The organism is Kibdelosporangium banguiense (genome assembly GCF_017876405.1).
GTDB classification, from domain to species: domain Bacteria; phylum Actinomycetota; class Actinomycetes; order Mycobacteriales; family Pseudonocardiaceae; genus Kibdelosporangium; species Kibdelosporangium banguiense.
Map to the genome: position 1 here is coordinate 6,404,096 of NZ_JAGINW010000001.1, position 22,997 is coordinate 6,427,092.

Genomic DNA, 22,997 nt, shown 5'->3' on the forward strand with positions numbered 1-22,997 from the left:
ACGAAAACGTTTACATCCTTTCGCGATGGAAGGGAAGGGCATGGACGCGCTTCGCTCGGTAGTGTTGATCAACGCGACACCGTTCGGTGAGAAGGGCGAGGTGGCCACAGGGGACTACGCCCGGGTGCTCGACCACGCCGTCACCGCCGGGATCGGTGCGGTGACGCCGAATGGCAACACCAGCGAGTTCTACTCCCTGACCCCCGAGGAACTGGACACTTCGCTCGCGGTCACGGTGGAGACCGTCAAAGGGCGCGCGATCGTCATCGCGGGCATCGGGCACGAGCTCGAACGCGCGGTCCGGATGGCCCGGTCGGCCGAGGCGGCGGGCGCTGAGGCGATCATGGTCCACCAGCCCGTCCACCCGTATCTCTCCGACGACGGCTGGGTGGCCTACCACCGCGAGATCGCGGACGCGGTGCCGTCCCTCGGCGTGGTCTGCTACCTGCGCAGCCCGCACATCAGCGCGTCGGCCGTGCGCAGGCTGGCGATCGAATGCCCGAACGTCGCGGGCGTGAAGTACGCGGTGCCGGACCCGATCGCGTTCGCGACCATGGTGACCGAGACCGGTTTCGGCGGGGCCGAACGGCTGGTCTGGGTGTGCGGGCTCGCCGAGTCCTGGGCGCCGTTCTTCTGGGTCGCCGGGGCCGAGGGCTTCACGACCGGGCTCGGCAGCGTGGCGCCGGAGTTGTCGCTGCGGCTGTTCGACGAGCTGGACGCGGGAAACCCCGGTTCGGCGATGCGGCTGTGGCGGCGGTTGAAGCCGTTCGAGGACCTGCGTGCCCGCAACGGCAACGCCTACAACGTCTCCGCGGTCAAGGAAGCGTTGGCGCAGCTGGGTTTCTGCCGCCGGGACGTCCGGCCGCCGATCAGCGAGCTGCCCGAGGCCGAGCGCGCCGAAGTCGGCAAGATCCTGCGCGACTGGGGAATCGGCAGCTGAGCGGCTCCGGCCGCGCGGGGTCGCCCCCGCGCGGCCGTTTTCTCAACGTCCGCCGAGCTTGTTGCCCATGACCAGACCGCCGCGTCCGCCCACCTTGTTGCCCATCACGTTGCCACCACGCATTTTCCTACCTCCCTCAGTTGCGCCCAGTGCGCTGGCGGCAAGCTATCGGCGGCCGTATCCGGCCGCACAGCGTAGAAATACTCAAAAGTTGATGTTGCTTTCCGCCGGGTTGACCGGCGATCACGTTGCCTCCGGCTCCGCGATTTTCCCTGGCGCGGCCAGGAAATCGAAGTCGCACCCCTCGTGAGCTTGGCGAATGTGCTTGGCGTGCAAGGCCGCGTAGCCGCGCGGGTAGGGCGATTCCGGAGCCGCCCACGCCGCACGGCGCCGGTCGAGCTCGTCCTGCGGGACGTCCAGCCGGAGTTCGCGGCCGGGCACGTCGAGGATGATCGGATCACCATCCCTGACCAAGGCGAGTGGACCACCGACATGCGACTCCGGTGCCACGTGCAGTACACACGTACCGAAACTGGTGCCGCTCATCCGTGCGTCGGAGATCCGCACCATGTCCCGGACGCCTTGCTGTAACAGGTGTTTGGGAACCGGCAACATCCCGTGCTCCGGCATGCCCGGCCCGCCGACCGGCCCCGATCCGCGCAGGACCAGCACCGAGTCGGCCGTCGCCGGCACGGTGTCGATCCTGGCCTGCATGTCGGCGTAGGAGTCGAAGACCACGGCCGGGCCCCTGTGCTGCAACAGATCCGGGTCCGCGGCGATGGGTTTGATCACCGCGCCGTCGGGCGCGAGGTTGCCGTGCAACACCGCCAGGCCGCCCTCCTTGGCCAGCGGGTTGTCCAGCGGGCGGATCACCTCGGGGTCGAACACCTCCGCTCCGGCAAGGGAATCGCCGAGCGTCCAGCCGTTGGCCACGCGCCGGGACGTGTGCAGCCACGGCTTCAGCAAGGCCAGCAACGCCCGCAGGCCGCCGGCGTAGTAGAAGTCCTCCATCAGGAACCGGCCGCCCGGCTGGATGTCGGCCAGCACCGGCACACTCCGGTCGAAGTCCGAAAGCGACAGTCGCACCCCGGCCCGGCGGGCCATCGCGATCAGGTGGATCACCGCGTTGGTCGAACCGCCCAGGCCGAGCACGGTGACCACGGCGTCGGAAAACGCCTGCGCGGTCAGGATCTTCGACGGGGTCAGGTCTTCCCACACCATCTCGACAACGCGGGCACCACTGGCGGCGGCCATCCGGCTGTGCGCCGAATCGACGGCGGGAATCGACGCGGCACCCGGCATGGTGAGCCCCAGTACCTCGGCAACCGAAGTCATCGTCGACGCGGTCCCCATCGTCATGCAGTGACCGGGGGAGCGGGCCAGGCCTTCCTCCAGTTCGGCCAGTTGCCCGTCGTCGACGAGGCCGGCCCGTCGATCATCCCATGTTCGCCACATATCGCTGCCGCTGCCCAAAGTCCTGCCACGCCAGTGCCCGCGCAGCATCGGCCCGGCGGGCACGAAGATCGACGGCACGCCCGCGCTGGTCGCACCCATGATCAAGGCCGGCGTGGTCTTGTCGCAGCCGCCCATCAGGACCGCGCCGTCGACCGGGTACGACCGAAGTACCTCCTCCACCTCCATCGCCAGCAGATTGCGGTACAGCATCGCGGTCGGCTTCTGGAAAGTCTCACCACACAACGCACTCGCGGGCAGTTCGATCGGGTAACCGCCGGCCTGCCAGACGCCGCGCTTGACCGCCTCGGCGCGTTCCCTCAGGTGCAGGTGGCACGGATTGATCTCGCTCCAGGTGTTGACGATCCCGATGACCGGCTTGCCAAGGTGTTCGTCCGCACCGATTCCCAGTTGCCGCGTGCGTGTGCGGTGGCTGAACGAACGCAGTCCTTCGCCGCCGTACCACCGGTGGCTGCGCAACTCTTCGGGTGACTTGCGGGACATCGCACCTCCTGCACGGTATCGCACCTCCGGTCGAGGGCGTAAACCTTTTCACTATTTCTGTAACACATAGTTGCATGACGAACGACCATTGCCGAAGCCGCATTCCCATGGTGCAGTGGATCGTTTCGACGGGAAGGAGGCGAATGAGACGGGTGCCGCTGGTGGCCTTGCTCGGCGCGTTCGGAATCTCGCACGCCGGTTCGGTCATGACGCTGCTCGCGATCCCCTGGTTCGTGTTGCAGACGACGGGAAGCGGAATTCAGACAGGTGTGGTGACGGCCGCGGAGACAGCCGGTCTCCTGGCGTCGTCCATTTTGACCGGTCCGGTCATCGACCGGGTGGGTGCGCGCGCGATCAGCGTGCTCGCCGATCTCGCCGCGGTGATAGCCGTCGGCACCATCCCGCTCGCCGATGCCACAGTGGGGCTTTCCCTGCCACTGCTGGCAGTCCTGGCCGGACTGGCGGGCATGACGAGAGCTCCCGGGGACACCGCCAAACGCGTGTTGTTGCCGGGCACAGTGGCTCTGGCCGGAACATCGCTCGAACGCGGCTCCGGCGCGGCCGACGGCATGATCCGGCTCGGCCGGACACTCGGCGCACCACTGGCGGGCACCCTGATCGTGATCGCCGGCGCGCCCTGGGTGCTGCTGCTGGACGCGGTCACGTTCCTGGTCACCGCGTTACTGATCGGTGTTTGCGTGCCAGTGCACGAAAAACCTGCCGCTGTCGAGCCGGGCGGCTACTTCGGCTGGCTGGCGGCGGGCTTCCGGTACGTCCGGCGCGACCGGCTGATCCTGGCGATCATCAGCACGGTCACGATCATGAACGCCCTCGACGCGGGCATGAACGCCGTGCTGCAGCCCGCATTCGCCGCGCAGGTGATGAACAGCAGCGTCCTGCTGGGCGAGCTGATGGGCGTGTTCGGTCTCGGCGCCGCGGCGGGCAGCGTGGTGTACGGCTGGTGCGGGGCGCGTTGGGGCCGTTGGCCAACATTCGCCGTGTGCGCGTTGCTGGCCGGTGCGCCGCGGTTCGTGCTGCTGTGGATGGAACCGTCCGTCGGGCTGCTGCTCTTCGGGTTCTTCGTCTGCGGCCTCGCCGCGGGCAGCCTGAACCCGGTGCTCGTGACGGTCGAGCTGAACCGTGTGCCCGCGCATCTGCGTGCCCGGGTGCTTGGCGCGACCGAGGCGGGTGTGCTGGCGATGATGCCGGTGGGCGCGCTGGCCGCGGGCGTTCTGATGGACTGCGTCGGGCTCGAGGCGACGCTGCTCGCGTTCGCCGCGGTGTACGCCGTGACGACGTTGTGCCCAGTGGCCTTCCGGGTGTGGCGCCAGATGGACGATCAGCGGCTCCCGGCACCGACACCCACGCCGGTGGCGGTTTAGGCTCTCGGGCATGTCGACTTCCGCACCCGTGCCTGCCCCCGACATTCTCCGCCGCCGTCTGGAGCGCGCCGCCGCGGCGGCCGGCGACGCGGGCTTCGACGCCCTGATCGTCACGCCCGGCTCCGACCTGCGGTACCTGATCGGTGCCGCCGGCGGGTCGTTCGAGCGGCTGACGTGCCTGGTGCTCCCGGTGTCCGGCGAGCCCACCCTGGTGGTGCCGAAGCTGGAGCTGCCGGGCTACTCGCCGGTGCTGGTCGACGAGCTCGGCGTGGCCGCCGCGACCTGGGTGGACGGCGAGAATCCGGCGCAGCTGGCGGCGGGCCTGCTCAAGTCGCCGAAGCGGGTCGCGATCAGCGACTTCACCCCGGCGCTGCACGTCTTCGGCCTGCGCGACGTGCTGTCGGGCGTCGAGCAGCAGCTGGCCGGTCCGGTGATCCGCGAACTGCGGATGCGTAAGGACGCCACGGAGGTCGACCTGCTGCGCCGGGTCGGTGCGGCGATCGACCGGGTGCACGCCCGGATGGGTGAATTCCTGCGGGCCGGCCGGACCGAGAACGAGGTCGCCGCCGACATCGCCGCCGCGATCCTCCAGGAGGGGCACGCGGTCGCCGAGTTCGTGATCGTCGGCTCCGGGCCGAACGGCGCCAGCCCGCACCACGGCGCGTCCGACCGGGTGATCGAGCAGGGCGATGTCGTGGTGATCGACATCGGCGGCCCGCTCGCCGAGGGCTACAACTCCGACTCGACCCGGACGTACGCCATCGGCGAGCCACGCGACGCGGACGTCGTCGCGACGTACGCCGTCCTGCAGGAAGCCCAGCAGGCCGCTGTAGACGCCGTCCGGCCAGGAGTGACCGCGCAGGACATCGACCGTGCGGCGCGTGCTGTGATCGCCTCCGCGGGCTTCGGGGAGTACTTCATCCACCGCACCGGCCACGGCATCGGCCTGGACGTGCACGAGGAGCCGTACATCGTGGAGGGCAACGACCTCGTGCTCGAGCCGGGCATGGCATTCAGCATCGAGCCCGGCATCTACCAGCCGGGCCGGTGGGGCGCGCGGATCGAGGACATCGTGGTCGTCACCGAGGACGGCGTGGAGTCGCTGAACAACCAGCCGCATTCGCTGGTGGTGCTGTGACCGCCTTGGAGCCGCTGGATCAGGCCATCGTCCGTGAGCTCGCCGGCGACGGCCGGTGCAGCTTCACGGACCTCGCGGAGCGGGTCGGCCTCAGCGTGTCCGCCGTGCACCAGCGCGTGCGACGGCTCGAGCAGCGGGGCGTGATCCGCGGCTACACCGCCCGGCTCGACACCGAGGCGATCGGCCTGCCGCTGACCGCGTTCGTGTCGCTCACGCCGATCGACCCGGCCGCGCCCGACGACTACCCGCAGCGGCTGGCCCACATCTCGTCCATCGAGTCCTGCTACTCCGTGGCCGGCGACGAGTCCTACATCCTGCTGGTCCGGGTGCCGTCCCCCGCCGGCCTGGAGGAGTTGTTGCGGCAGGTCAGGGAGGCCGCGAAGGTCTCCACCAGGACAACCGTGGTCCTGTCGACGCCGTACGAGGGACGGGCACCCGCGCTTTAGTGCGGGAGGAAGCAACAAGGTATTAACTTCACTGGCAAGACGATCACCAGGGTGACTGGGAGGATCTGCCGGTGTTCAGGATCAAGCGTTCCACGCACCCCGTCGACCAGTTGCTGCCTGCTGGTCAGATGGGGGCGCTGGGCCTGCAGCACGTGCTCGCGATGTACGCGGGCGCGGTGGCGGTGCCGCTGATCGTCGGCGGTGCGCTGGGAATGTCCAAAGCGGACATCGGCTATCTGATCAACGCGGACCTGCTCGTTTCGGGCGTGTCCACGTTGATCCAGTGCCTGGGGTTCTGGCGGTTCGGCGTGCGGCTGCCGTTGATGCAGGGCTGCACGTTCGCGGCGGTGACGCCGATGGTGTTCATCGGGACCTCGGGCGGCGGGCTGACGGCGATCTACGGTGCCGTGATCGTGTCCGGGGTGCTGATGATCCTGCTGGCGCCGTTGTGGGGGCGGTTGCTGCGGTTCTTCCCGCCGCTGGTGACCGGGACCGTGATCACGATCATCGGCCTGGCGCTGATCCCGGTCGCGGTGAACTGGGCGGCAGGCGGGGTGGGCGCGCCTGATTTCGGAGCGCCTCGCAACCTGGCGCTTGCTCTGGGCGTGTTGCTGCTTGTCCTTGTGGTGCAACGGTTCGCGCCGGTGTTCCTGAGCCGGATCTCGGTGCTGGCCGGGATCGTGGCGGGAACGCTGGTGGCGATCCCGTTGGGTTTCACGGACTTCTCCGGGGTCTCGGACGCACCGGTGTTCGGCGTCAGCACGCCGTTCCACTTCGGACTGCCGACCTTCGACGTGGCGGCGATCATCGCGATGACCGTGGTGATGCTGGTGACGATGACCGAGACGACCGGTGACATCCTGGCGGTGGGGGAGACGACCGGTGACATCCTGGCGGTGGGGGAGATGACCGGCAGCCCGGTCGACGGAGCCCGGCTGGCCGACGGGCTACGCGCCGACGGTCTGTCCACAGTGCTCGGTGGCGTCTTCAACACGTTCCCGTACACGGCTTTCGGCCAGAACGCCGGACTGGTCGGGCTGACGAAGGTCTACAGCCGGTTCGTGGTGGCGGTGGGCGGTGCGATCCTGGTGATCCTCGGCCTGTTCCCGATTCTCGGCGAGATCGTCGCCCGGATTCCCGCGCCTGTGCTGGGCGGTGCGGGAATCGTCATGTTCGGAACCGTGGCCGCCATCGGAATTCGTATGCTCGCGAAAGTGGCGTTCAACGACAACGGCAACCTCATGGTTGTGGCGGTGTCGCTCGGCGTCGGCCTGATCCCGACCGCGGTGCCGAACATCTACTCGGACTTCCCCAACTGGTTCCGCACCATCATGGAATCCGGCATAAGCGCGGGCGCGTTGTGCGCGGTGGTGCTGAACCTACTGTTCAACCACACCACTAGGACCCGATAGTCGGGGCAGCGTGAAGATTGCCGTCCTGGCCAGGCAAACAGATGGCAGCCTTGTCCCGGGTGAGCAGAAATTCACCGAGACAACGCCCCACTTGCGCGTGACCGGCCGCATTGGGGTGAAAAGACTCCTGCAGAGCATGCGTGGCCCGCTCCTGCGCACGCAGGTCGGTCCAGGACACAGCCAGACGACGGAACCATTCCTTGTTCTGGTCGGTGTTCGAGCACGCCTCGTGGCCCTCGCCCGCCCTCGACAGATCCAGGAACCGCGCGCCCCCTTCTTGCGCGGCGCGCCGAATCCCACTGGTCAGAGTGGGCACAGCAACCTCCCGGACCCAGCGCAGATCCTCCGTACGGAACGGACAACCACTGAGATCCTGCAGATTGGCAAGCACATTCGGCGCGATAGGAGCCGCATAGGACTGAAGAACCAGCTCATAGTCGGTGTCGCGGTAACCGGCCCCAGTCATCACTTTCTTGATGTCGCTGACGGCTTTGGCGACCTTCGGAGCCATGGCGTCGATACGGATCTGCCACTGTTTCCCAATGGCGGCCCCACACCCGGACTTGCCAGGATCAAACCAAGCCTCCACGCAGTCGTTCAACGTATGCGCAAAAGCCGGATCGTCATTCGCCCCAACAGCCACAACAACAGCGACAACCCGCTGCTGCCTCGCCACAACAGCAAGCCGCCCAGCCTGCGACGGCTCCGTATACTGCTTCGCCTCCCCCAGCCCAACCTGCGCACTCGCCGCCCCAGAACAGGCCAGACTGATGGTCATCGCCACATCAGGCATCCCCGTCTGATGAATCGACGCATTACGCGACCGATGACACCAGTCCCCGTTCTCGCCATTGGTCCCCGGCTCGTAGTCGCCCGCCCCTTCACCCGAGATCGTGCTGTCCCCCAGCGCCACCAGCACCCGGGGAACATTCTCCGGCGGCCTCAGCCCCGGCGTCGGAGTCTGCTGCTCATCCCCACCCACAATGAAGACCAGAACCAGAGCAACCACAAGCAGACCGGCAAGAGCCGTCAGGTGCCACCGCCACTTACGCATCCCTGGTAATCCTAGTGGAGTCCGATCGGCCTGCTTCAGGCAAGATCGGTGTGACACGTGACTCCGGGAGGGGAGCCTATGAGGGACGTGGAGATCCGGCCTGCCCAGCCGGCGGACCTCGCGGCACTCGTCGACGCGTTCGCCGACGAGGATTTGTTCACCGATCGGTTGAATCGGCAGAAGGACGGCAGAGGAGAGCTGCTGACGGCATGGATCGAGGATGTCCTGATCGGCAGCGTCTACCTGCGGTTCGAAGCCGCGGACGAGCATGATGTCCGGGAGCGTCTGCCCGGTGTGCCGTTACTGCACCGCATCGTGGTCGTGCCGGAGCACCGCAACCAGGGAGTCGGCACCAAACTCATGTCAGCCGCCGAGAAGCGGCTGGCCAAGTACGGATATGACCAGGTCGCGTTGGCAGTACGGACGGACAACGTCCGCGCACGGATCTGGTACGAGCGGCTGGGCTACGCGAAGTGGCCGCATCCGACCGTCGAATGCCTGTACGAGCTGAAACTACCCGACGGCAGCCGCAAGACCTGGCCCGAAACCTGCGACATGCTGGTCAGAACCCTTCGCGATAACAATGCATGAGTCCCAGCCTGGCCAGCAGTTTGTGTAGTCTTACTGGCCGTTGTGCCTGGATGTGGCGCTCCCAGAGTTTGCGGTCGGCCCGCCAGGCCTCCATGTAGTCCACGCACATCTCGGGAAGGATCAGTCGGTTGCGGACTACCGCGGCTTCGAGCGCGGCAGTCATTCGGGCCTTCTCGGCGCTTTCAGGCAACGTATCGCTGACCATCTGGATGACCTCGTGGATGAAGGACCTTCGCCTGCCCAGGAAATCCGCCCAGAACCTGGAGTCGGCGTCGGTCAGGCGCATGCCGGTGTCCAGGAGGCTGAACAAGCCTTCCGCCAGGCAGTCGCCAAGTTCTTCCCCTCGGGCTCGCATGGTGTCCCGGTATGGGTCGTAAGGTGCCTGGATTCCCCTCCCAGTGATCGCGGAAGGCCGCAGACCGGTTTCGTTGAGGAGGAAGAACCAGTCCTCGTTGTAGATGTCTGGAAAGAACGAGTCGAACGCGCTGCGGCCGACGGCCAGCGCACCTCCACCGATGAAGGTGTCCTGTTCGCCGCCCGCATCGCGATATGCGTGACATACCACGGAGTTGTCCGGAAAGCCCCCGATCGACAGTCCGGCGCCGGCGTGGCGGTCCAGGAGGCCGACCGCGTTGTTGAGGTCGTCCGGCTGAGGAATAGTGATGTCGTCGTCCAGGAAGACGACCCGGTCCCAACCGGCGATGTGTGCGAACAGCAGTCCGATGTTGCGCTTCAGGCTGGTGTCCGTATTACGTGCGAAAAGGCGGCCGTAGTTGGCGCTGTCCAGCATGGTCGAGGTGGCAAACTCCGGCACCAGACCGCTCCGCAAATCCCTCATGTCGACTGCGACGACCTCAACGCCGTAACGGTAGGCGAGCCTGATCGTCTTAGTTGCGGACGCGCGCCCGCTGCACAACGCGAAAAGCACGCATCCGTGATGTTGGGCGAGTTCTACAGCGGTGCGTAGGTACGCCACTGTGCGAGCGGTCGGGACGATGATCGCGTCCACCGGTTGCGGAGTGATGTCCTGGGCCTCAGCCAGCAGATGGCGGTGCGACGCGTGGTGGTAGGAGGACAGGCCCACCGTGGGCGATTCGATCATTCATGTGCCTCCGGCCATTCGTGCAATCGGGTTTCCTGCTTGGTCCAATCAGGAGTCAGGACCTTTCCCATCAGCACCGAGACACGGCTGAGGATGCTGAACGCGCTGGAGCCGGCGAAATGTTCTGTCAGGAAAGCGCTGTTCTTCTCTCGGAACCTGATATCGGTCAGGGCCCGCACGACGCCCAGCGTGCCACGACCGTACATGCCGTTGCAGATGGTGACGGTCCGCCGGGTGTTGAACGGGTTCGGTCCACGATAGAAGTGAGCCACGTCCTCGACCAGTCGGCCATCGCTGTCCATCTGTGGAGCGAACAGCCGGCTGCCGCCGCCTTCGAGTTGCACCTCGAAACCGCCGATGTCGGATTCTTCGTGCCGGGCAACTTGCTGGACCGGCATTTCGATCCGCTTCAGCAGTTCACGGGTCACGTGGTTCCAGTCGACACCACCAAGCAACACGAGGTGCGAGCTGAAGTCGTCCGTGACAAGTTCATGGACCGTTTTGAAGTACACCTGGGTTGTGGGGTTGGCCGCCCTGATGTGACCGTACAACTCGATCAGTGCGTCCGGGTCCGCGTATGTATATAGCGTCACATAGTCGGGGCTGTTCGGATTGGCGTAGTCGCCGAACTTCTCCCGTAGTTCCAGCGGTAGCTGGGCACACACGATGGTCACGATGTACTCGTCGCCGAAGTGCCAGAAGCCGCTGCTGATCGGTAGTGGCGGCGTGGCCTGCGCTCCCGGCCCGGCAGCGATGGCCTGGTTGCGCAGTTCTTTGAGTTCGTGCCAGAGCTCTTCGCGGGCTGCGCGCTCGTTCTCGTCGAGTTGGCCGAGCATCAGTACCCGGTATGGCTCGCTCTCGACCGACCGGGACGTCGCGAAGAACATCGCGTACGCCTCAAGTCTGCGCTCCGGTGGGATCGCGCCGGTGTTCTCCCATGAAGAGATCAACGAGATGCTCAGCGGCTTACGGCCACCCAGAGCCTGGGCGAGTTGCTGCTGGGTGATGGAAGTGCCGGGCCAGTGCTGCTCGCGCAACGCCCGCAGCCTGCGGGCGAGCGTCTTGCGAGCGTCATCTCCAGCCACCGTGTTTTTGCCTTCCAGTGAACTTCACTAAAGCTGCAGGAGTCGGAGTGTACAACGAATGGCTACAGGGCCTTGAACCAGTTGGCAGAGTGGCGAATCCGTACGTTGGGAGGTTATTGTGCGCCACCTATTCAAGACCTAAACTGAACCTTAGCAGAGTCGACACAACTTCACTGAAGTTTCTGAAATTCAGTAAGACACAAGTTGATATCGACGACGCACACCTTCGCAGGCAGGGACGGAGGCGGCCAAGGAGACACGCCGAAAGGCGAGGGGCTACAAGCTGACGAACCAGAAGGGGGCGTCATGAGTACACCGCGAACACCGGTGCTACCTCGTCACCGGGCCATCATTGCGGTGGACATCGAAGGATCCACTGACAGAACCAACCCGGGACGCGCACTTCTGCGTAGTGTCATGTACGACTTGATCGACCGGACTCTGCTGCTCAGCGGTATCGAAGAGCGGCATCGAGACCTGGTCGACCGGGGGGACGGTGTATTCGTCCTGATCCACCCGGTCGACCACGCGCCCAAGACGGTCCTCCTGACGATGGTCATCCCGACGCTCAACGAGTTGCTCACCAAGCATGGGATCGATCGTCCGCAAATCCGGTTCAGGCTTCGTGTCGCGGTACACGCCGGCGAGGTGCACTACGACAACCGCGGTTGGTACGGCGAGGATCTCGACATCACCGCGCGCCTATTGGACGCGCCGGAGCTCAAGCGCAGATTCAAGCTGACGCTGGCGCCGTTGATCCTGGTTGTCTCGCAGGACATCTACCGTTCTGTTGTCCGGCATGGCTATGACGGCATCGACGGCACGACGTTCGAACAGGCCGTGCACGTCCAGATCGGTCGGCAACGGTTACGCGGATGGGTCCAGAGACCTGTTGATGATCACCGGGCGGCCTGATCGATGCGGGCTGAGATGGCGGCGATTATGGCGGGGGCGTGTTTGTCGATGTAGAAGTGGTCGCCTTCGAAGACTTGCAGGGAGAACTCGCCGGTTGTGTGGTCGGACCAGGAGCGGGCCTCGTCGGCGTTCACTTTCGGGTCGGCGTCGCCGATGAAGGCGTGGATCGGGCAGGTCAGTTTTGGGCCTGGGGTCCACTTGTACGTTTCGGCGGCCTGGTAGTCGGTGCGGATGGCCGGCAGGACCATGTTGAGGATGTCGGGTTCGTCCAGCAGGTGAGAGCCTGCTCCGCCGAGGGCTTTGACTTCCGCGGTGAGGTCTTTGTCGTTGAGGAGATAGGTTTTGTTGTCCTCGCGGGTTCTGTTGGGGGCGGGGCGGCCGGAGGCGAACAGGGCTATCGGTTTTGTTCCTGCTTCTTGCAGGCGGCGGGTTAGTTCGTAGGCCACTGAGGCGCCCATGCTGTGGCCGAAGATCGTCAACGGCTTGTCTGTCCAGGGGCGTAGGGCGTCGAAGACTCCGTCGGCCAGGTCCGCGACTGTCGTGAGGCCGGGTTCGTCACGGCGGTCCTGCCTGCCTGGGTACTGCAGGGCGAGGACGTCCACCTTGGGCGCCAACGCCTTGGCCACCGGCAGGTAGTAGCTGGCCGATCCGCCCGCGTGGGGCAGGCAGACCAGTCGTGTCGCTGCCTCCGGTGATGGGACGAAACGTCGGATCCACCGGTCGTCAGTCATGCTTTCCTCTCGTTGAGACGGCATTCCAGTCCGTCGAGGCAACGTTGGACGGCGTACTGGAACAACTCGGCCTGCTTCTCCGAGGCGGCAACCAAGCCTGTGCTTTCACGATAGCCGCCGGGGGTGTCCTCCATGGCGATGTAGTGGCACGCGGTGGTCAACAGCACGTTGTAGGCCAGCACGCTCTCCGAGTCGAACCCGGCTTCCTGCAACAGCCGCACGCCCAGATCGACGACGGGCGCCCCGTGCATGGCCAGCCGGTACGCGACACCTGGGTATTTACGCAGCACGACCCGATGATCGGCCAGCAACCTTTCGAACCACTTACGCCACGGCAAGGTCTCGGGCGGGACCGCCAGCTCACGCACCACGCGCTCGAGCACCAGGCAGACCACGGCCTCACGGTCGCCGACGTGGTGATACACCACAGCCGGGGAGGCCTCGATCCTGGCGGCCAGCTGGCGCAACGTCCAGTTGCCCAGTCCCGACTCGGCTGTCAGTCCTACCGCCGCGTCCACGATCTGCTCCGCCGTCACCGCCGGCAGGCCCGCACCGTTGCGCGAGCGTGGCCGCTCCGGAAGACCCATGAACCTCAGATTAGCGTCTTCCGTTGCGCCAGATGGCCCATTTGGCTAAGCCAAGGTCACCGCGGTCAGATCTATGCCGTGTGCCGCGTTCGCCGTGACGTCACGGACGCGCTCGGACCATACCGCGTGGCCATGGCCTGTCCACAGTGGAACGATCGTGAGGTCGCGGAGGATCTCGTTCTCGATCAGCCGGTAGTTCTGGGCACGTTCCTCGGGGTCGTTCGAGGCGGCCGCGGCGTCCAGGAACGCCTTCGCCGACGGGACGTTCATCCGGTCGTTGAACAGGTCGTGCGGGCTGTCGATGTCCCACGCCCAAGTGATCAGCTCAGGCCCCGGGCCCGAGTCGGTGGTGACGCCCAGTCCCGCGCGCAGCTGGTCGGCGATCGCGGCGGCCTGCTTGTTGTTGCCCTCGGTGCTGCGGATGGTGACCGACTTGAGGTCGGCCTGTTCGCGCAGAGTCTTCGCGGCGGCCGGGTCGGTGTTGCATGCCCGGCAGATGCCGGACCGTTCACCGGGTGCGACCGCCGGCGGGTAGAGACCCGTCGCCGGGTCGACCTGGTTGTCCATCACGCCTTCGGCGAGCGCTTTGCGGTCGATGGACATGGCGATGGCGTACCGCGCGGCCGGGTCGGGCAGGTCCGGCCCGAAGACGAGGTACGCGGCCTCGGGTTTCGGCCAGGTCGTGTGCCGGTCGGCGAAGTCCTGGTGCATGGCCTCGTGCCGGTTGCCGGGGATGTCGACGACCATGTCCAGCTTCCCGGCGCGCACATCGTCGAAGGCCACACCCGCGTCGGCGTACACCCGCAGGTCGATCTCCCGTGCCTTGCTGCCGACCTGGTCGACCCGGGTCAGGCGGCCGCCTTTGGTGTTGTCCCAAGGCACCGCGAGTTTGAAAGGCCCGTTGCCGACCGGGTTGTAGATACTGCCGTTCGTACGCACCGGCGCCGCATACGGCGAAGCAAGGAAAGCCGGTAGAAAGCTGGCCGGCTTCTTGGCCACGTACCGGATCGTCAACTCGTCGACCGGCACGATCTCCTGGTACGGAACCAAAACCTCGGCCAGCAGCAACCAGGCGTCCACATAGGAACTCGCGGTGACCGGGACGCCGTCGTGATACCGGCTCGGCCGGAGCTTGATCGTCCACGTGATCTGGTCCGTTGTGCTGACCGACTCGGCCCCGACTGGCGTCACCTTCCCGGTCGCCGCGTCGTAGTCGATCAACGGCGTGTACAGCGCATGGTTGATCATCCGGTTGAACACCGGCTGCTTCTGCTCCTTGAGCCCGACCGTCAGCACGCCGGTCTGCGGCCCAGGCTGCTGCGGCGTGCTGCAGCCGGTCACTGCCAGCACGGCGGCCAGCAGGATCATCACGATGCGCATGGGAAAGTCCTACAGGGTGATCGCGGCGAGGTCGATTCCGTGGGCAGCGGTGGCGGTCACACCATGGACCCGTTCAGCCCAGACGGCATGGCCATTGACTGTCCACAGCGGAACTACGGTGAAGTCGCGGAGGGCTTCCTGCTCGGCGAGCCGATAGTTGCGGGCACGTTCCTGCGGATCGCCCGAGGCGGCCGCGGCGTCCAGGAACGGCTGCGCCGAAGGGACCTCGGGAAAGCCGTACACATACGGGCTGTCCATGGACCACTCTACCGACTGCAAGACCGGACCAGGGCCAAAGTCGGTTCGAACGCCGAGTGCCGAGCGGATCTGAGCAGTGAGTGAGGTCATTTCGGTCGCGTTACCTTCGCGGATGGTCAGCGACTTGAGCCCGGCCTGGTCGCGAAGCGACTTCGCAGTCGCTGGGTCGAAGCCACAGGCACGGCAGCCGTCAGACGCGGCGCCTGGCCCGACAGCGGGCGGATACAGCCCGGTAGCGGGATCGGCGTCGTCATTCAGCAGCCCTTCGGCCAGTGCCTTGCGATCCAGGGACATCGCGATCGCGGACCGGGCCGCCGGGTCGGGCATGTCCGGGCCGAAGATGAGATACGCGGCCTCTGGTTTCGGCCACGTCACATGCCGGTCGGCGAACTCCTGGCGCATCGCGGCGCGCCTACTGCCCGCAACGTCGGTGACGATGTCCAATGTCCCGGCGCGGACCTCGTCGAACGCGGCGTCAAGGTCGTCCACCACTCTGATGTCGATCTCCCGAACCTGCCGGCCTGCCGGCGCGACCCGGATCAAAGTACCGCCGGTTTCGTCGTCCCACGGCGCTGCGAGTTTGAACGCTCCGTTGCCGATCGGGTTGCTGGCGTGGAAGTGGGGCCGCACCGGTGCCGCGTGCGGCGAAGCCAGGAAGGCGGGGAAGTAGCTGGCCGGTGCCGCGGTGACGTATCGGATCGTCAGGTCGTCGACCGGCACGATCTCTTTGTAGGGAACCAGATCGTCACCATTGGGCCGGAGCCACGCGTCCACGTAGGAGCTGGCGGTGACGGGCGTGCCGTCGTGGTACTGGCTTGGCCGGAGTTTGATCGTCCACGTGATCTGGTCGGTGGTGGTCACCGACTCCGCGCCGACCGGGGTCGTCTTGCCTGTGGCGGGGTCGTACTCGACGAGAGGCGTGTACAGCGCGCGATTGATCATCCGGTCGTTCAGCAGGACCGTGGGCTCGCGTATGCCGACTGTGAGCACGTCAGGCCGAGGGCCTGGGTCGGGCGTGGGCTCCGGTTTCGGCTTCGGCGGGGTACTGCAGGCCGTGACAGTGAGTACTGCCGCGAGCAGCAGCATGATCAGGCGCATGCGGAAAGTCCTAGCAGATGGGATTTGACCAACGACGAATGGACGTTGTGTCTGGTTTGCGATCAGCCCTAGGGTGGGCGGGTGCGCAGATGGTTGAAGGGCTCTACGGTCGCGTTCTCGGTGGTCGCGCTGACGTTCGTCAGCACGGTTCCCGCTGCTGCTTGCGGTGACGAGGTTGTCGGGAACCCGTCCGGTGCCGCACATGCCGGCCATGGTGCGGCCGCCGCGAAGAATGCCGCGGCGACGAGCGCGGTCAAGAATGTCGAGCAGATCGCCAACCTTCCGGACGCCGCCGGGGCCACTTCGGTGCGGTTTCTGAAGTACGGCCACAAGGACGTCCTGTTCGTCTCGGGCACGTTCGGGCTCAAGTCGTACGACATCGACAACCCGCGCAAGCCGAAGCTGATCGGCAAGGTCGACCTGCCCGGGTTCTGGCAGGGCGAGGACACCGAGGCCGACCCGGAACGCAAGCTGATCTTCCTGGCGCGCGACCCGCGGGCCTACGGCGGCACGACGAATACCGGCGAGTCCGGTATCTACACCGTCGACGCCAGGCGGCCGGACAAGCTGGAGATCATCAGCTACGTCAAGGTCCCCGCCGGCCACACCACCAGCTGCATCAACAACTGCCAGTATGTCTGGAGCGGCGGCCCGGCCAAGGCCGACAGCCAGCCCGCGGAGTGGGGCGGCCGCCCGATCTGGGTGACCGACATGCGCAACCCGCGCAAGCCGAAGGTCTTCCCGAACCCGATCGACCTCTACCGCAACGACGGTAAGACCGACTACGCGCACGACGTGCAGGTCGACGACATGGGCATCGCCTGGTCGTCCGGCCGCGGTGGTGTGCGTGGCTACTGGACTGAGGGCTGGCACCGCGACCCGACGACGGGCAAGTTCCGCCGGGCGACCGCGACCGACCCCGTGCCGTACGCCGGTGGTGGTGTCTCGGAGCTGACGGCCGCGTCGAAGTTCATGCACAACAGCTACCGCCCGGTGGGCAAGCGGACGAAGGACGGCGGCGACCACCCACGCTGGGGCAAGGACGGCGACCTCGTGTACGTCACCGAGGAGAGCTTCCTCGACGGCTGCGCGGCCGACGGCATCCTCGTCATCGCCTCGCTGAAGGGCTCGTACAACGGCGAAGGCTGGCGTTCCACTCCGGACAAGCCGTTCCGGCTCAAGACCATCGGCAGCTGGAGCGTCGCGGGCCAGGAGGGCAGCGACCCGGTCACCGGCGACTGCTCGGCGCACTACTTCGACGTCGAGGGCAAGATCCTGGTCCAGTCGTTCTACGCGCAGGGCACCCGGTTCCTGGACATCAGCGACCCGACCAACCCGCGTCAGATCGCCTACCACCGTCCGGGCGACGGCCGTTCGTGGTACCCGGCCTGGCACAAGGGCCTGGTCTACGTCGCCGACAACGTCCGCGGCGTGGACGTCCTGAAACTGACTCGCTGAGCCATTGGCAGGTGTGGGCTACGCCGTCAGCGGGAACTGACATGGTGTAGCTGTCGGTCAGGTTTAGGGCGTCGCGATCTGGGGTAAAGCCTCCCGGGGCGTGGGCATCGCCCGGCAAGGGAGGCGATCCTCTCGTGGGACGCGGTATCGGGGGCGATCCGGCCGATGTGGCACGGGCGTTCGAGCATCTGCCCGCAGTGGTGTGGATGCTCGACGGGCCCGAGCACATCGTGGTGGCGGCCAACCGCGCGGCGCGCGCGAGCGTGGGCGATCTCGACCTGATCGGCATGCCGGTCCGGCTGGCAGGCAATGCCCTGCCGGGGACCCGTCTGCTCGACATGCTGGACGAGGTCTACCGCGAGGGCCGCACGCTCTCTGTGGAGGAGCCGTCGGCCCTGGTCACGGTCATGCCGGTGATCGACTCGTACGGCGTGGTCACGGGCCTCATCGCGCAGGCCGTGGACCTGTCGGCGCAGCCGCCTCCGTTCCGGCGCAACGAGCACGAGGTCGCCCTCGACCTCCAACTGGCGGTTCTGCCGCATGGCCTGCCGGTACTGCCCGAGATCAGCATGGCGGCGGCGTACCTGCCTGCCGGTGCGAACGACGCGGCGGGCGGTGACTGGTTCGAGGTCGTCCCGATGCCGGGACGGCGTCTGGGCCTGGTGGTCGGCGACGTCGTCGGGCACGGCCCGCGAGCCTCGGCGATCATGGGCCAGCTCAGGGCGATCGTCGCCGAACGGATGCTGATGGGCGGCCAGCTCAACGAGCTGATGACCGCGCTGGACACGTTCGCCCGCAGCGCCCCCGAGGCGCGCGGCACCACCATCTGTGTCGCGATCCTCGATAGACAGACCGGAACACTCGAATACTGCACGCGGGGTCACCCGCCGCCCCTGGTGGTCAGCGGGAACGGCGACACCAGGGTGCTGCCGCAGCCGAGCGGGCCGCCGCTGGCGTTCGGCCAGGGCGATTTCATGTTCGCCGAGGACGTGCTGCTGCCGGGCGAGACGATCGTGCTGTACTCCGACGGCGCGGTGGAACGTCCCGGCCGGACCATTGTGGAGGGTATCGGCGAGCTGGCCGCGTGCTCCGGGCAAGTGGTGCGGTTCAACGGTGTCGGGCCGCGGGCCCTGGCCGACCGGATCTGCCAGGGCGGGCTGCAGCTGATCGAGAACAGCCACGCGCCGCACGACGACGCCAGTCTGCTGGCGGTGACCGTGCTGCTGCCGTTCGTCGAGCCGCTGATGTTGTCGGTCCCGGCTGATCCGCGCAAGCTCACCGACGTCCGGCGCGAGCTGGGGCGGTGGCTCAGCGATCTGCGGCTGATGGAGGACGACCTGGTCGCGGTCGAGCTGAGCGTGATCGAAGCGGTCACCAACAGCATCGAGCACGCGTACAACTCGCAGGGCGGCACTGTGAGCGTCGAGGCGTCGCTGGACGAGTTCGGCTGCCTGCAGGCGGTCGTGTCCGACACCGGAGCCTGGAAGACGCCTGACGACGAACCGGGTTTCCGGGGCCGCGGCATGCTGATGATGCGTGAGTCGATGGACACCATGCGGCTGTCGAGCACGTCCAAGGGCACTGTGGTGGAGATGTCCAAAGTCGTCCGCCGGCCGGTGCGCACCGGCGCGACGCGGGTCGCGCCGGCCCGTGACGAATCTCTCGAAGATCTTCGGATCGACTCGATGTCGGCGCCGGATTCGTTGTGGCTCACGGTATCCGGGGCGCTCGACGGCAGTTCGGCGGCCCGGCTGCGCAGCGCTTTGCTTGAGGCGGCCCGAGGTGGTGGCCGGCTGCCGATCACGCTCGTCCTCGACGACGTGACAGCCCTTGGCAGTGCTGGACTTCGTGTGCTTACCGAGCAGGGCAGGCGGATCGGTGACGCGGGCCGTTCGCTGCGCGTCGTGGCGGCGCCGAGCAGCCCGGCAGGCAACGTGCTGTCGATCAGTGGCGTGGACATGCTGCTCGACGTTCGGTCACATGCCTGATCTGCGGGCGGCGCGCTCAACCCATACGTTGGGGACTGCGACACCTCAACCGGAAGGAGCCGAGATGCTCGCAGTCACGGATGCCGCAGCACAGGCCATCGAGGCGCTGACCAGCCAGGACGGTCAGCAGGAGACCGATGGTGGTGGACTGCGGTTCAGCCTGAGGACCGCCGACGACGCCAGTGCCCAGCTGGCGCTCGCGGTGACCAGGCAGCCAGAACAGGGTGACAAGGTCGTCACAGCCGACAACGGCGCGCACGTGTTCCTCGAACAGGGCGCCGCCGAATTCCTTGACGACAAGGTGCTCGACGTCCAGCGCAACAACGACGGCGAGATCGCCTTCGCCCTGGCGCCCCAGCAGGCGTGAGGCTCGGGCTGAAGGCGGGCGTGGCGGTCGCCTTCAGCCCGGCCACCCTGGGTCCCCCTCTTGCAATCGGTTGTTGTAGATCAAGATATGTCCCGGCCACATCGGGCGGCCATAGCAAATATGGCCTAGGTGTAGCCATACCCCTAGGCAGACCGGTTGAGGTCAGTGCGGGGGGAGTGTCGCGCGGTAGGTGTCTTCGCTCCAGGGGCGCAGATATGTGAGGACCGCGAGGACGCGGCGGTGGTCGTCAGGCTCGGGTTGCAGATCGAGCCGGAGCATGATGTTGCGGATGTGGGTCTCGACGGTTTTCTTGGTGAGCACGAGCTGATCGCAGATGGCCTGGTTGGACCGTCCCTGGGCCATCAGGGCGAGGATCTCCCGTTCGCGGTCGCTGAGCCTGGCCAGCGGGTCGGCACGCCGCCGCACGCGCATCAGCTGGGCGACCACCTGGGGATCGATCACGCAGCCGCCGGTGGCGACTTGCCGGACCGCGTCCACGAACGTGCCGATTCCGGTTACGCGTTCCTTGAGCAGGTAGCCCACGCCCCGCGGGTTGCCGTCGAGCAGCGTCGGCAGGAACTGGGTCTCCAGGTGCTGCGACAGCACCAGGACACCGATGCCGGGGTGCCTGCGGCGGATGTCGATCGCCGCCACCAGGCCTTCCAGCTGATGGGTCGGCGGCATCCGGATATCGGCGACGACGACGTCAGGTCGGTGCGTTTCGACGGCGTCGCAGAGCCCTTCGGCGTCACCGGCCTGGGCACAGATCCGGAACTGCGCTCGCCGCAGCACGTCAGCGAGAGCTTCCCGGATGAGGATGGCATCGTCGGCAAGGACGACCGTCAGTTCAGCCATGGCCACCGCCCGTTGGGATCGCTGCTTCGACGGTCGTGCCTTTGCTGCTGACGCTGGTGATCGTCAGGTCGCCGCCGATCGCCTGCACTCGGTCGCGTAACCCGCGCAGGCCGGAACCGGCACACAGATCGGCGCCGCCTGCTCCGTCGTCGGTGACACGCACGTACAGAGATCCGTTGTCCAGAGCCACTTCCACCTCGATGAGCTCCGCTCCTGAGTGTTTGAGCGCGTTGGTCACCGCTTCGGCGGCGACGAAGTAGCCGGTCGCCTCGATCGTGGCCGGCAGCCGTGGCACCGAGGAAGCCGACAGCTCGATCGGCAACGGGGTGCGTTCGACCAGCGCGGCCACTGCCGGGACCAGACCGGCCTGCGTGAGGATCGCGGGATGAATGCCGCGGGCCAGGTCACGCAGCTCCGCCATGGCCGCGTCCACCTCGTCGACGCTGGCGTTGAGCAAGGCGGCCAGTTCCTCAGTTCCGGTGCCAAGCCGTTGCTGGGCAAGGCGAAGGCCTAAGGCGACGGCTACAAGTCGTTGCTGCGCACCGTCATGCAGGTCACGTTCGACGCGTTGCCGTTCGGCGTCCGCGAGTTCGAGCAGTCGTGCCCGGGAGGCCCGCACTTCGGCCAGCCGATCCTGTTCCTCCTCGGCCCGCAGCTGGCTGTCCACAACGAGACCGGCGATCATGCCGACGGCCCCGAGCAGCCGCTGGTCCTCCCAGGACGTGTCGCGGCTGACCAGGGCGGCGATCCGGCGGCCGTGATAGTCCACATAGGTCACCAGGTCCCGCTGGGCCTCGGTGTCGACCGGCGCGCGGTCCACGTCACGGAAGGTCCTGGTCGGCGGATGCCACAGCCACAGCCGCAGTGACGGATCACGCAGCGTCTGGGCCAGCAGGTCGCGTAACTGCCCCGGGGTGAGCGGATCGCGCAGGGCGACAAGCAGATCCGTCACCGCTGCTGGGCGCGGTCCCGTGCGCAGGACGCCCACTGCGAATGCCAACGGCCACAAGCAGAGTGCGATCTTGGCTCCGGTCAGAACCATCGCGTAGTCCGCATGTTGCGGGCCGAGCAGACTGGCCACCGCGGACGCGGTCGCACCGGCAAGGGCGACCCCGAGAACCGGGGCCAGCATCTGCCGGGTGCTGGACGTGCCGGTCAGCCATCGGTGACACAACACGATCACGATACTGATGGCGATCAACGCGCCGGAGAATTCCAGTACCTGGCTCACCGCGATGGCCAGGGTGGACGTTTGCGTGATCGCCAGGAGGTTGCGCGGACCGGCCGGCAGGGAACCACCGAACAGGGTTCTGAGCAGGCCCAGGCCGAGCGCCGCCAGATACGCGGCGATCACGAGCCCCTTGGCCGGCCAGGTGCTCAGCCGTCCTTTCGGGAACGCCAGGACAAGGTGGACGATCATCGGCGACGCCACGTGCGCCACCAGCAGGCCGAACGTGTGCGTGACGGGATCGCGGGACAGTTGCAGATCCTCGGCGAACGTGGCCACGCCGACCGCGACCAGCAGCAAGCCGGTGTTGTTGTCCGGACGGCGGCGGTGGGCGAACACTCCCGCGCCAAGAAACAGCAACCCGACGAGCCCGGTCAGCACGACGTCGGCCACCGGATGGGAACCGTCCCGCGTTTTGAACAGAACCGCGCAAACGCCAAGGAACACGCCGATCACCACAACGGCGTGCAGCACCCTGCCCCTGTGCCGCTCGTCCACAGCCGACCTCGCCTCGCTCTACCGGGCACTCGGCATCTCGGTACCGAGCGGCTCGGCGTTACGGGGCAGGCGGACCGCCGGCCGAACTGCGCCCAATCGTGTTACGGCTGGACGCAGTCCGGTGCCCGCGGAGCTCAGTCGATGTTGACCATCCGCACGATCTGCTCCCTGATGGTGTTGCGTGCCTGTTCGGCGGCGCCCGAGTCGGACGCCCATGCGGTCACCGCGATCCAGGTGTTGTTCCCGCCCTGCGGCACGCAGGTGACCTGGACGACGAGGTCGCCCCGGCCGCCGCCGATCACGATGTAGTCGCCGTCCCAGGCGTTGTCGTAGATCTGCAGGGCGTAGTCGGACACCGCGGTCGAGCTCATGGACAGGCAAGTCCGGTGGTCGTAGTTCTTGTTGAATGTTCCCCAATGTGCGGCCATTGTCGTCCTCCCCTTCGGATTCCGACCAACGATGACGCCCGGCGCGAGTCCTGCCATCAGGGCTGGCCCTGATGATTCCGGTCCCGCGCGCGACGAGCAT

Annotated in this window: 21 protein-coding genes; 10 read left to right on the forward strand and 11 right to left on the reverse strand. The window is 66.7% G+C overall.

The window, feature by feature from the left end:
• The first annotated feature begins 25 nt into the window (after window positions 1–25).
• Window positions 26–940 (forward strand): dihydrodipicolinate synthase family protein, encoded by a 915-nt coding sequence (locus JOF56_RS30150; protein ID WP_209642858.1) that lies wholly within the window; start codon window positions 26–28, stop codon window positions 938–940.
• Between the two features lie 243 nt (window positions 941–1,183).
• Here JOF56_RS30150 and araD read toward each other — a convergent pair whose 3' ends face one another.
• Window positions 1,184–2,896 (reverse strand): L-arabinonate dehydratase, encoded by a 1,713-nt coding sequence (gene araD, locus JOF56_RS30155; RefSeq protein ID WP_209642859.1) that lies wholly within the window; start codon window positions 2,894–2,896, stop codon window positions 1,184–1,186.
• Window positions 2,897–3,039: 143 nt separating this feature from the next.
• Between araD and JOF56_RS30160 the strand changes: the two genes are divergently transcribed.
• The 4 genes from JOF56_RS30160 to JOF56_RS30175 all read left to right on the forward strand — a co-directional run bounded on the left by JOF56_RS30160 (window position 3,040) and on the right by JOF56_RS30175 (window position 7,274).
• Entirely contained in the window at window positions 3,040–4,278 is a 1,239-nt protein-coding gene (locus JOF56_RS30160) for an MFS transporter (RefSeq protein WP_209642860.1), read from the forward strand.
• A gap of 10 nt (window positions 4,279–4,288) precedes the next feature.
• The gene (locus tag JOF56_RS30165) at window positions 4,289–5,416 is read left to right on the forward strand and encodes a M24 family metallopeptidase (RefSeq protein WP_209642861.1); all 1,128 of its coding nucleotides are present in this window, start codon (window positions 4,289–4,291) and stop codon (window positions 5,414–5,416) included.
• Entirely contained in the window at window positions 5,413–5,862 is a 450-nt protein-coding gene (locus JOF56_RS30170) for an Lrp/AsnC family transcriptional regulator (RefSeq protein ID WP_209642862.1), read from the forward strand. The genes JOF56_RS30165 and JOF56_RS30170 overlap by 4 nt, the downstream gene beginning before the upstream one ends.
• A 71-nt stretch (window positions 5,863–5,933) precedes the next feature.
• A complete protein-coding gene (locus JOF56_RS30175; RefSeq protein WP_307855318.1) occupies window positions 5,934–7,274 on the forward strand; it encodes a nucleobase:cation symporter-2 family protein in 1,341 nt (446 codons plus the stop codon).
• On the opposite strand, the gene JOF56_RS30180 is transcribed toward JOF56_RS30175, so the two are convergent.
• Window positions 7,261–8,328: a GDSL-type esterase/lipase family protein gene (locus JOF56_RS30180; RefSeq protein ID WP_209642863.1), complete on the reverse strand. Its 1,068-nt coding sequence runs from the start codon at window positions 8,326–8,328 to the stop codon at window positions 7,261–7,263. The two genes, JOF56_RS30175 and JOF56_RS30180, sit on opposite strands and share 14 nt — an antisense overlap.
• 78 nt (window positions 8,329–8,406) lie before the next feature.
• Here JOF56_RS30180 and JOF56_RS30185 point away from each other — a divergent pair, with 78 nt between their 5' ends.
• Window positions 8,407–8,919 (forward strand): GNAT family N-acetyltransferase, encoded by a 513-nt coding sequence (locus JOF56_RS30185; protein WP_209642864.1) that lies wholly within the window; start codon window positions 8,407–8,409, stop codon window positions 8,917–8,919.
• Here JOF56_RS30185 and JOF56_RS30190 read toward each other — a convergent pair.
• Together JOF56_RS30190 and JOF56_RS30195 are read right to left on the reverse strand one after the other, a co-directional pair.
• Window positions 8,891–10,021, reverse strand: a complete 1,131-nt coding sequence (locus tag JOF56_RS30190; protein ID WP_209642865.1) for a hypothetical protein — start codon at window positions 10,019–10,021, stop codon at window positions 8,891–8,893. The genes JOF56_RS30185 and JOF56_RS30190 overlap by 29 nt on opposite strands.
• A complete protein-coding gene (locus tag JOF56_RS30195) occupies window positions 10,018–11,106 on the reverse strand; it encodes a helix-turn-helix domain-containing protein (protein ID WP_209642866.1) in 1,089 nt (362 codons plus the stop codon). The genes JOF56_RS30190 and JOF56_RS30195 overlap by 4 nt, the downstream gene beginning before the upstream one ends.
• A 417-nt stretch (window positions 11,107–11,523) precedes the next feature.
• Between JOF56_RS30195 and JOF56_RS30200 the strand changes: the two genes are divergently transcribed.
• Window positions 11,524–12,021, forward strand: a complete 498-nt coding sequence (locus JOF56_RS30200) for a hypothetical protein (protein ID WP_245378456.1) — start codon at window positions 11,524–11,526, stop codon at window positions 12,019–12,021.
• Here the strand turns inward: JOF56_RS30200 and JOF56_RS30205 are convergent.
• Genes JOF56_RS30205 through JOF56_RS30220 form a run of 4 tightly spaced genes read right to left on the reverse strand, consistent with a single transcriptional unit; the run spans window position 12,006 to window position 16,075 of the window.
• The gene (locus JOF56_RS30205; protein ID WP_209642868.1) at window positions 12,006–12,752 is read right to left on the reverse strand and encodes a thioesterase II family protein; all 747 of its coding nucleotides are present in this window, start codon (window positions 12,750–12,752) and stop codon (window positions 12,006–12,008) included. The two genes, JOF56_RS30200 and JOF56_RS30205, sit on opposite strands and share 16 nt — an antisense overlap.
• Window positions 12,749–13,339, reverse strand: coding sequence for a TetR/AcrR family transcriptional regulator (locus tag JOF56_RS30210; RefSeq protein ID WP_209642869.1), 591 nt, complete (start codon window positions 13,337–13,339; stop codon window positions 12,749–12,751). The genes JOF56_RS30205 and JOF56_RS30210 overlap by 4 nt, the downstream gene beginning before the upstream one ends.
• Window positions 13,340–13,384: 45 nt before the next feature.
• A complete protein-coding gene (locus JOF56_RS30215; protein ID WP_209642870.1) occupies window positions 13,385–14,719 on the reverse strand; it encodes a peptide ABC transporter substrate-binding protein in 1,335 nt (444 codons plus the stop codon).
• A gap of 9 nt (window positions 14,720–14,728) precedes the next feature.
• The gene (locus JOF56_RS30220) at window positions 14,729–16,075 is read right to left on the reverse strand and encodes an ABC transporter substrate-binding protein (RefSeq protein ID WP_209642871.1); all 1,347 of its coding nucleotides are present in this window, start codon (window positions 16,073–16,075) and stop codon (window positions 14,729–14,731) included.
• Between the two features lie 81 nt (window positions 16,076–16,156).
• Here JOF56_RS30220 and JOF56_RS30225 point away from each other — a divergent pair, with 81 nt between their 5' ends.
• The 3 genes from JOF56_RS30225 (at window position 16,157) to JOF56_RS30235 (ending at window position 19,888) form a co-directional block, all read left to right on the forward strand.
• On the forward strand, window positions 16,157–17,533 hold the full coding sequence (locus JOF56_RS30225) for an LVIVD repeat-containing protein (RefSeq protein ID WP_307855319.1): 1,377 nt from the start codon (window positions 16,157–16,159) through the stop codon (window positions 17,531–17,533).
• A 134-nt stretch (window positions 17,534–17,667) separates the two neighbouring features.
• Window positions 17,668–19,521, forward strand: a complete 1,854-nt coding sequence (locus JOF56_RS30230; RefSeq protein WP_209642872.1) for a SpoIIE family protein phosphatase — start codon at window positions 17,668–17,670, stop codon at window positions 19,519–19,521.
• 64 nt (window positions 19,522–19,585) lie between these two features.
• Window positions 19,586–19,888, forward strand: a complete 303-nt coding sequence (locus JOF56_RS30235) for an iron-sulfur cluster biosynthesis family protein (protein WP_209642873.1) — start codon at window positions 19,586–19,588, stop codon at window positions 19,886–19,888.
• Between the two features lie 162 nt (window positions 19,889–20,050).
• On the opposite strand, the gene JOF56_RS30240 is transcribed toward JOF56_RS30235, so the two are convergent.
• The 3 genes from JOF56_RS30240 to JOF56_RS30250 form a co-directional block, all read right to left on the reverse strand.
• Window positions 20,051–20,743, reverse strand: coding sequence for a response regulator transcription factor (locus JOF56_RS30240; protein WP_307855320.1), 693 nt, complete (start codon window positions 20,741–20,743; stop codon window positions 20,051–20,053).
• Window positions 20,736–22,469 carry a sensor histidine kinase gene (locus JOF56_RS60240; RefSeq protein WP_209642874.1) on the reverse strand — a complete coding sequence of 578 codons (1,734 nt, stop codon included), beginning with the start codon at window positions 22,467–22,469 and terminating at the stop codon, window positions 20,736–20,738. The genes JOF56_RS30240 and JOF56_RS60240 overlap by 8 nt, the downstream gene beginning before the upstream one ends.
• A 134-nt stretch (window positions 22,470–22,603) precedes the next feature.
• Window positions 22,604–22,897, reverse strand: a complete 294-nt coding sequence (locus JOF56_RS30250; protein ID WP_209642875.1) for a hypothetical protein — start codon at window positions 22,895–22,897, stop codon at window positions 22,604–22,606.
• Between the last annotated feature and the right edge of the window lie 100 nt (window positions 22,898–22,997).

Bases quoted from the DNA above. Each gene is read 5' to 3' on its own strand.
- JOF56_RS30185 (WP_209642864.1), top strand. From the start codon at position 8,407: ATGAGGGACGTGGAGATCCGGCCTGCCCAGCCGGCGGACCTCGCGGCA.
- JOF56_RS30200 (WP_245378456.1), top strand. From the start codon at position 11,524: ATGTACGACTTGATCGACCGGACTCTGCTGCTCAGCGGTATCGAAGAG.
- araD (WP_209642859.1), bottom strand. From the start codon at position 2,896: ATGTCCCGCAAGTCACCCGAAGAGTTGCGCAGCCACCGGTGGTACGGC.
- JOF56_RS30190 (WP_209642865.1), bottom strand. From the start codon at position 10,021: ATGATCGAATCGCCCACGGTGGGCCTGTCCTCCTACCACCACGCGTCG.
- JOF56_RS30220 (WP_209642871.1), bottom strand. From the start codon at position 16,075: ATGCGCCTGATCATGCTGCTGCTCGCGGCAGTACTCACTGTCACGGCC.
- JOF56_RS30150 (WP_209642858.1), top strand. From the start codon at position 26: ATGGAAGGGAAGGGCATGGACGCGCTTCGCTCGGTAGTGTTGATCAAC.
- JOF56_RS30250 (WP_209642875.1), bottom strand. From the start codon at position 22,897: ATGGCCGCACATTGGGGAACATTCAACAAGAACTACGACCACCGGACT.
- JOF56_RS30180 (WP_209642863.1), bottom strand. From the start codon at position 8,328: ATGCGTAAGTGGCGGTGGCACCTGACGGCTCTTGCCGGTCTGCTTGTG.
- JOF56_RS30205 (WP_209642868.1), bottom strand. From the start codon at position 12,752: ATGACTGACGACCGGTGGATCCGACGTTTCGTCCCATCACCGGAGGCA.
- JOF56_RS30235 (WP_209642873.1), top strand. From the start codon at position 19,586: ATGCTCGCAGTCACGGATGCCGCAGCACAGGCCATCGAGGCGCTGACC.
- JOF56_RS30240 (WP_307855320.1), bottom strand. From the start codon at position 20,743: ATGGCTGAACTGACGGTCGTCCTTGCCGACGATGCCATCCTCATCCGG.
- JOF56_RS30160 (WP_209642860.1), top strand. From the start codon at position 3,040: ATGAGACGGGTGCCGCTGGTGGCCTTGCTCGGCGCGTTCGGAATCTCG.
- JOF56_RS30215 (WP_209642870.1), bottom strand. From the start codon at position 14,719: ATGCGCATCGTGATGATCCTGCTGGCCGCCGTGCTGGCAGTGACCGGC.
- JOF56_RS30210 (WP_209642869.1), bottom strand. From the start codon at position 13,339: ATGGGTCTTCCGGAGCGGCCACGCTCGCGCAACGGTGCGGGCCTGCCG.
- JOF56_RS30165 (WP_209642861.1), top strand. From the start codon at position 4,289: ATGTCGACTTCCGCACCCGTGCCTGCCCCCGACATTCTCCGCCGCCGT.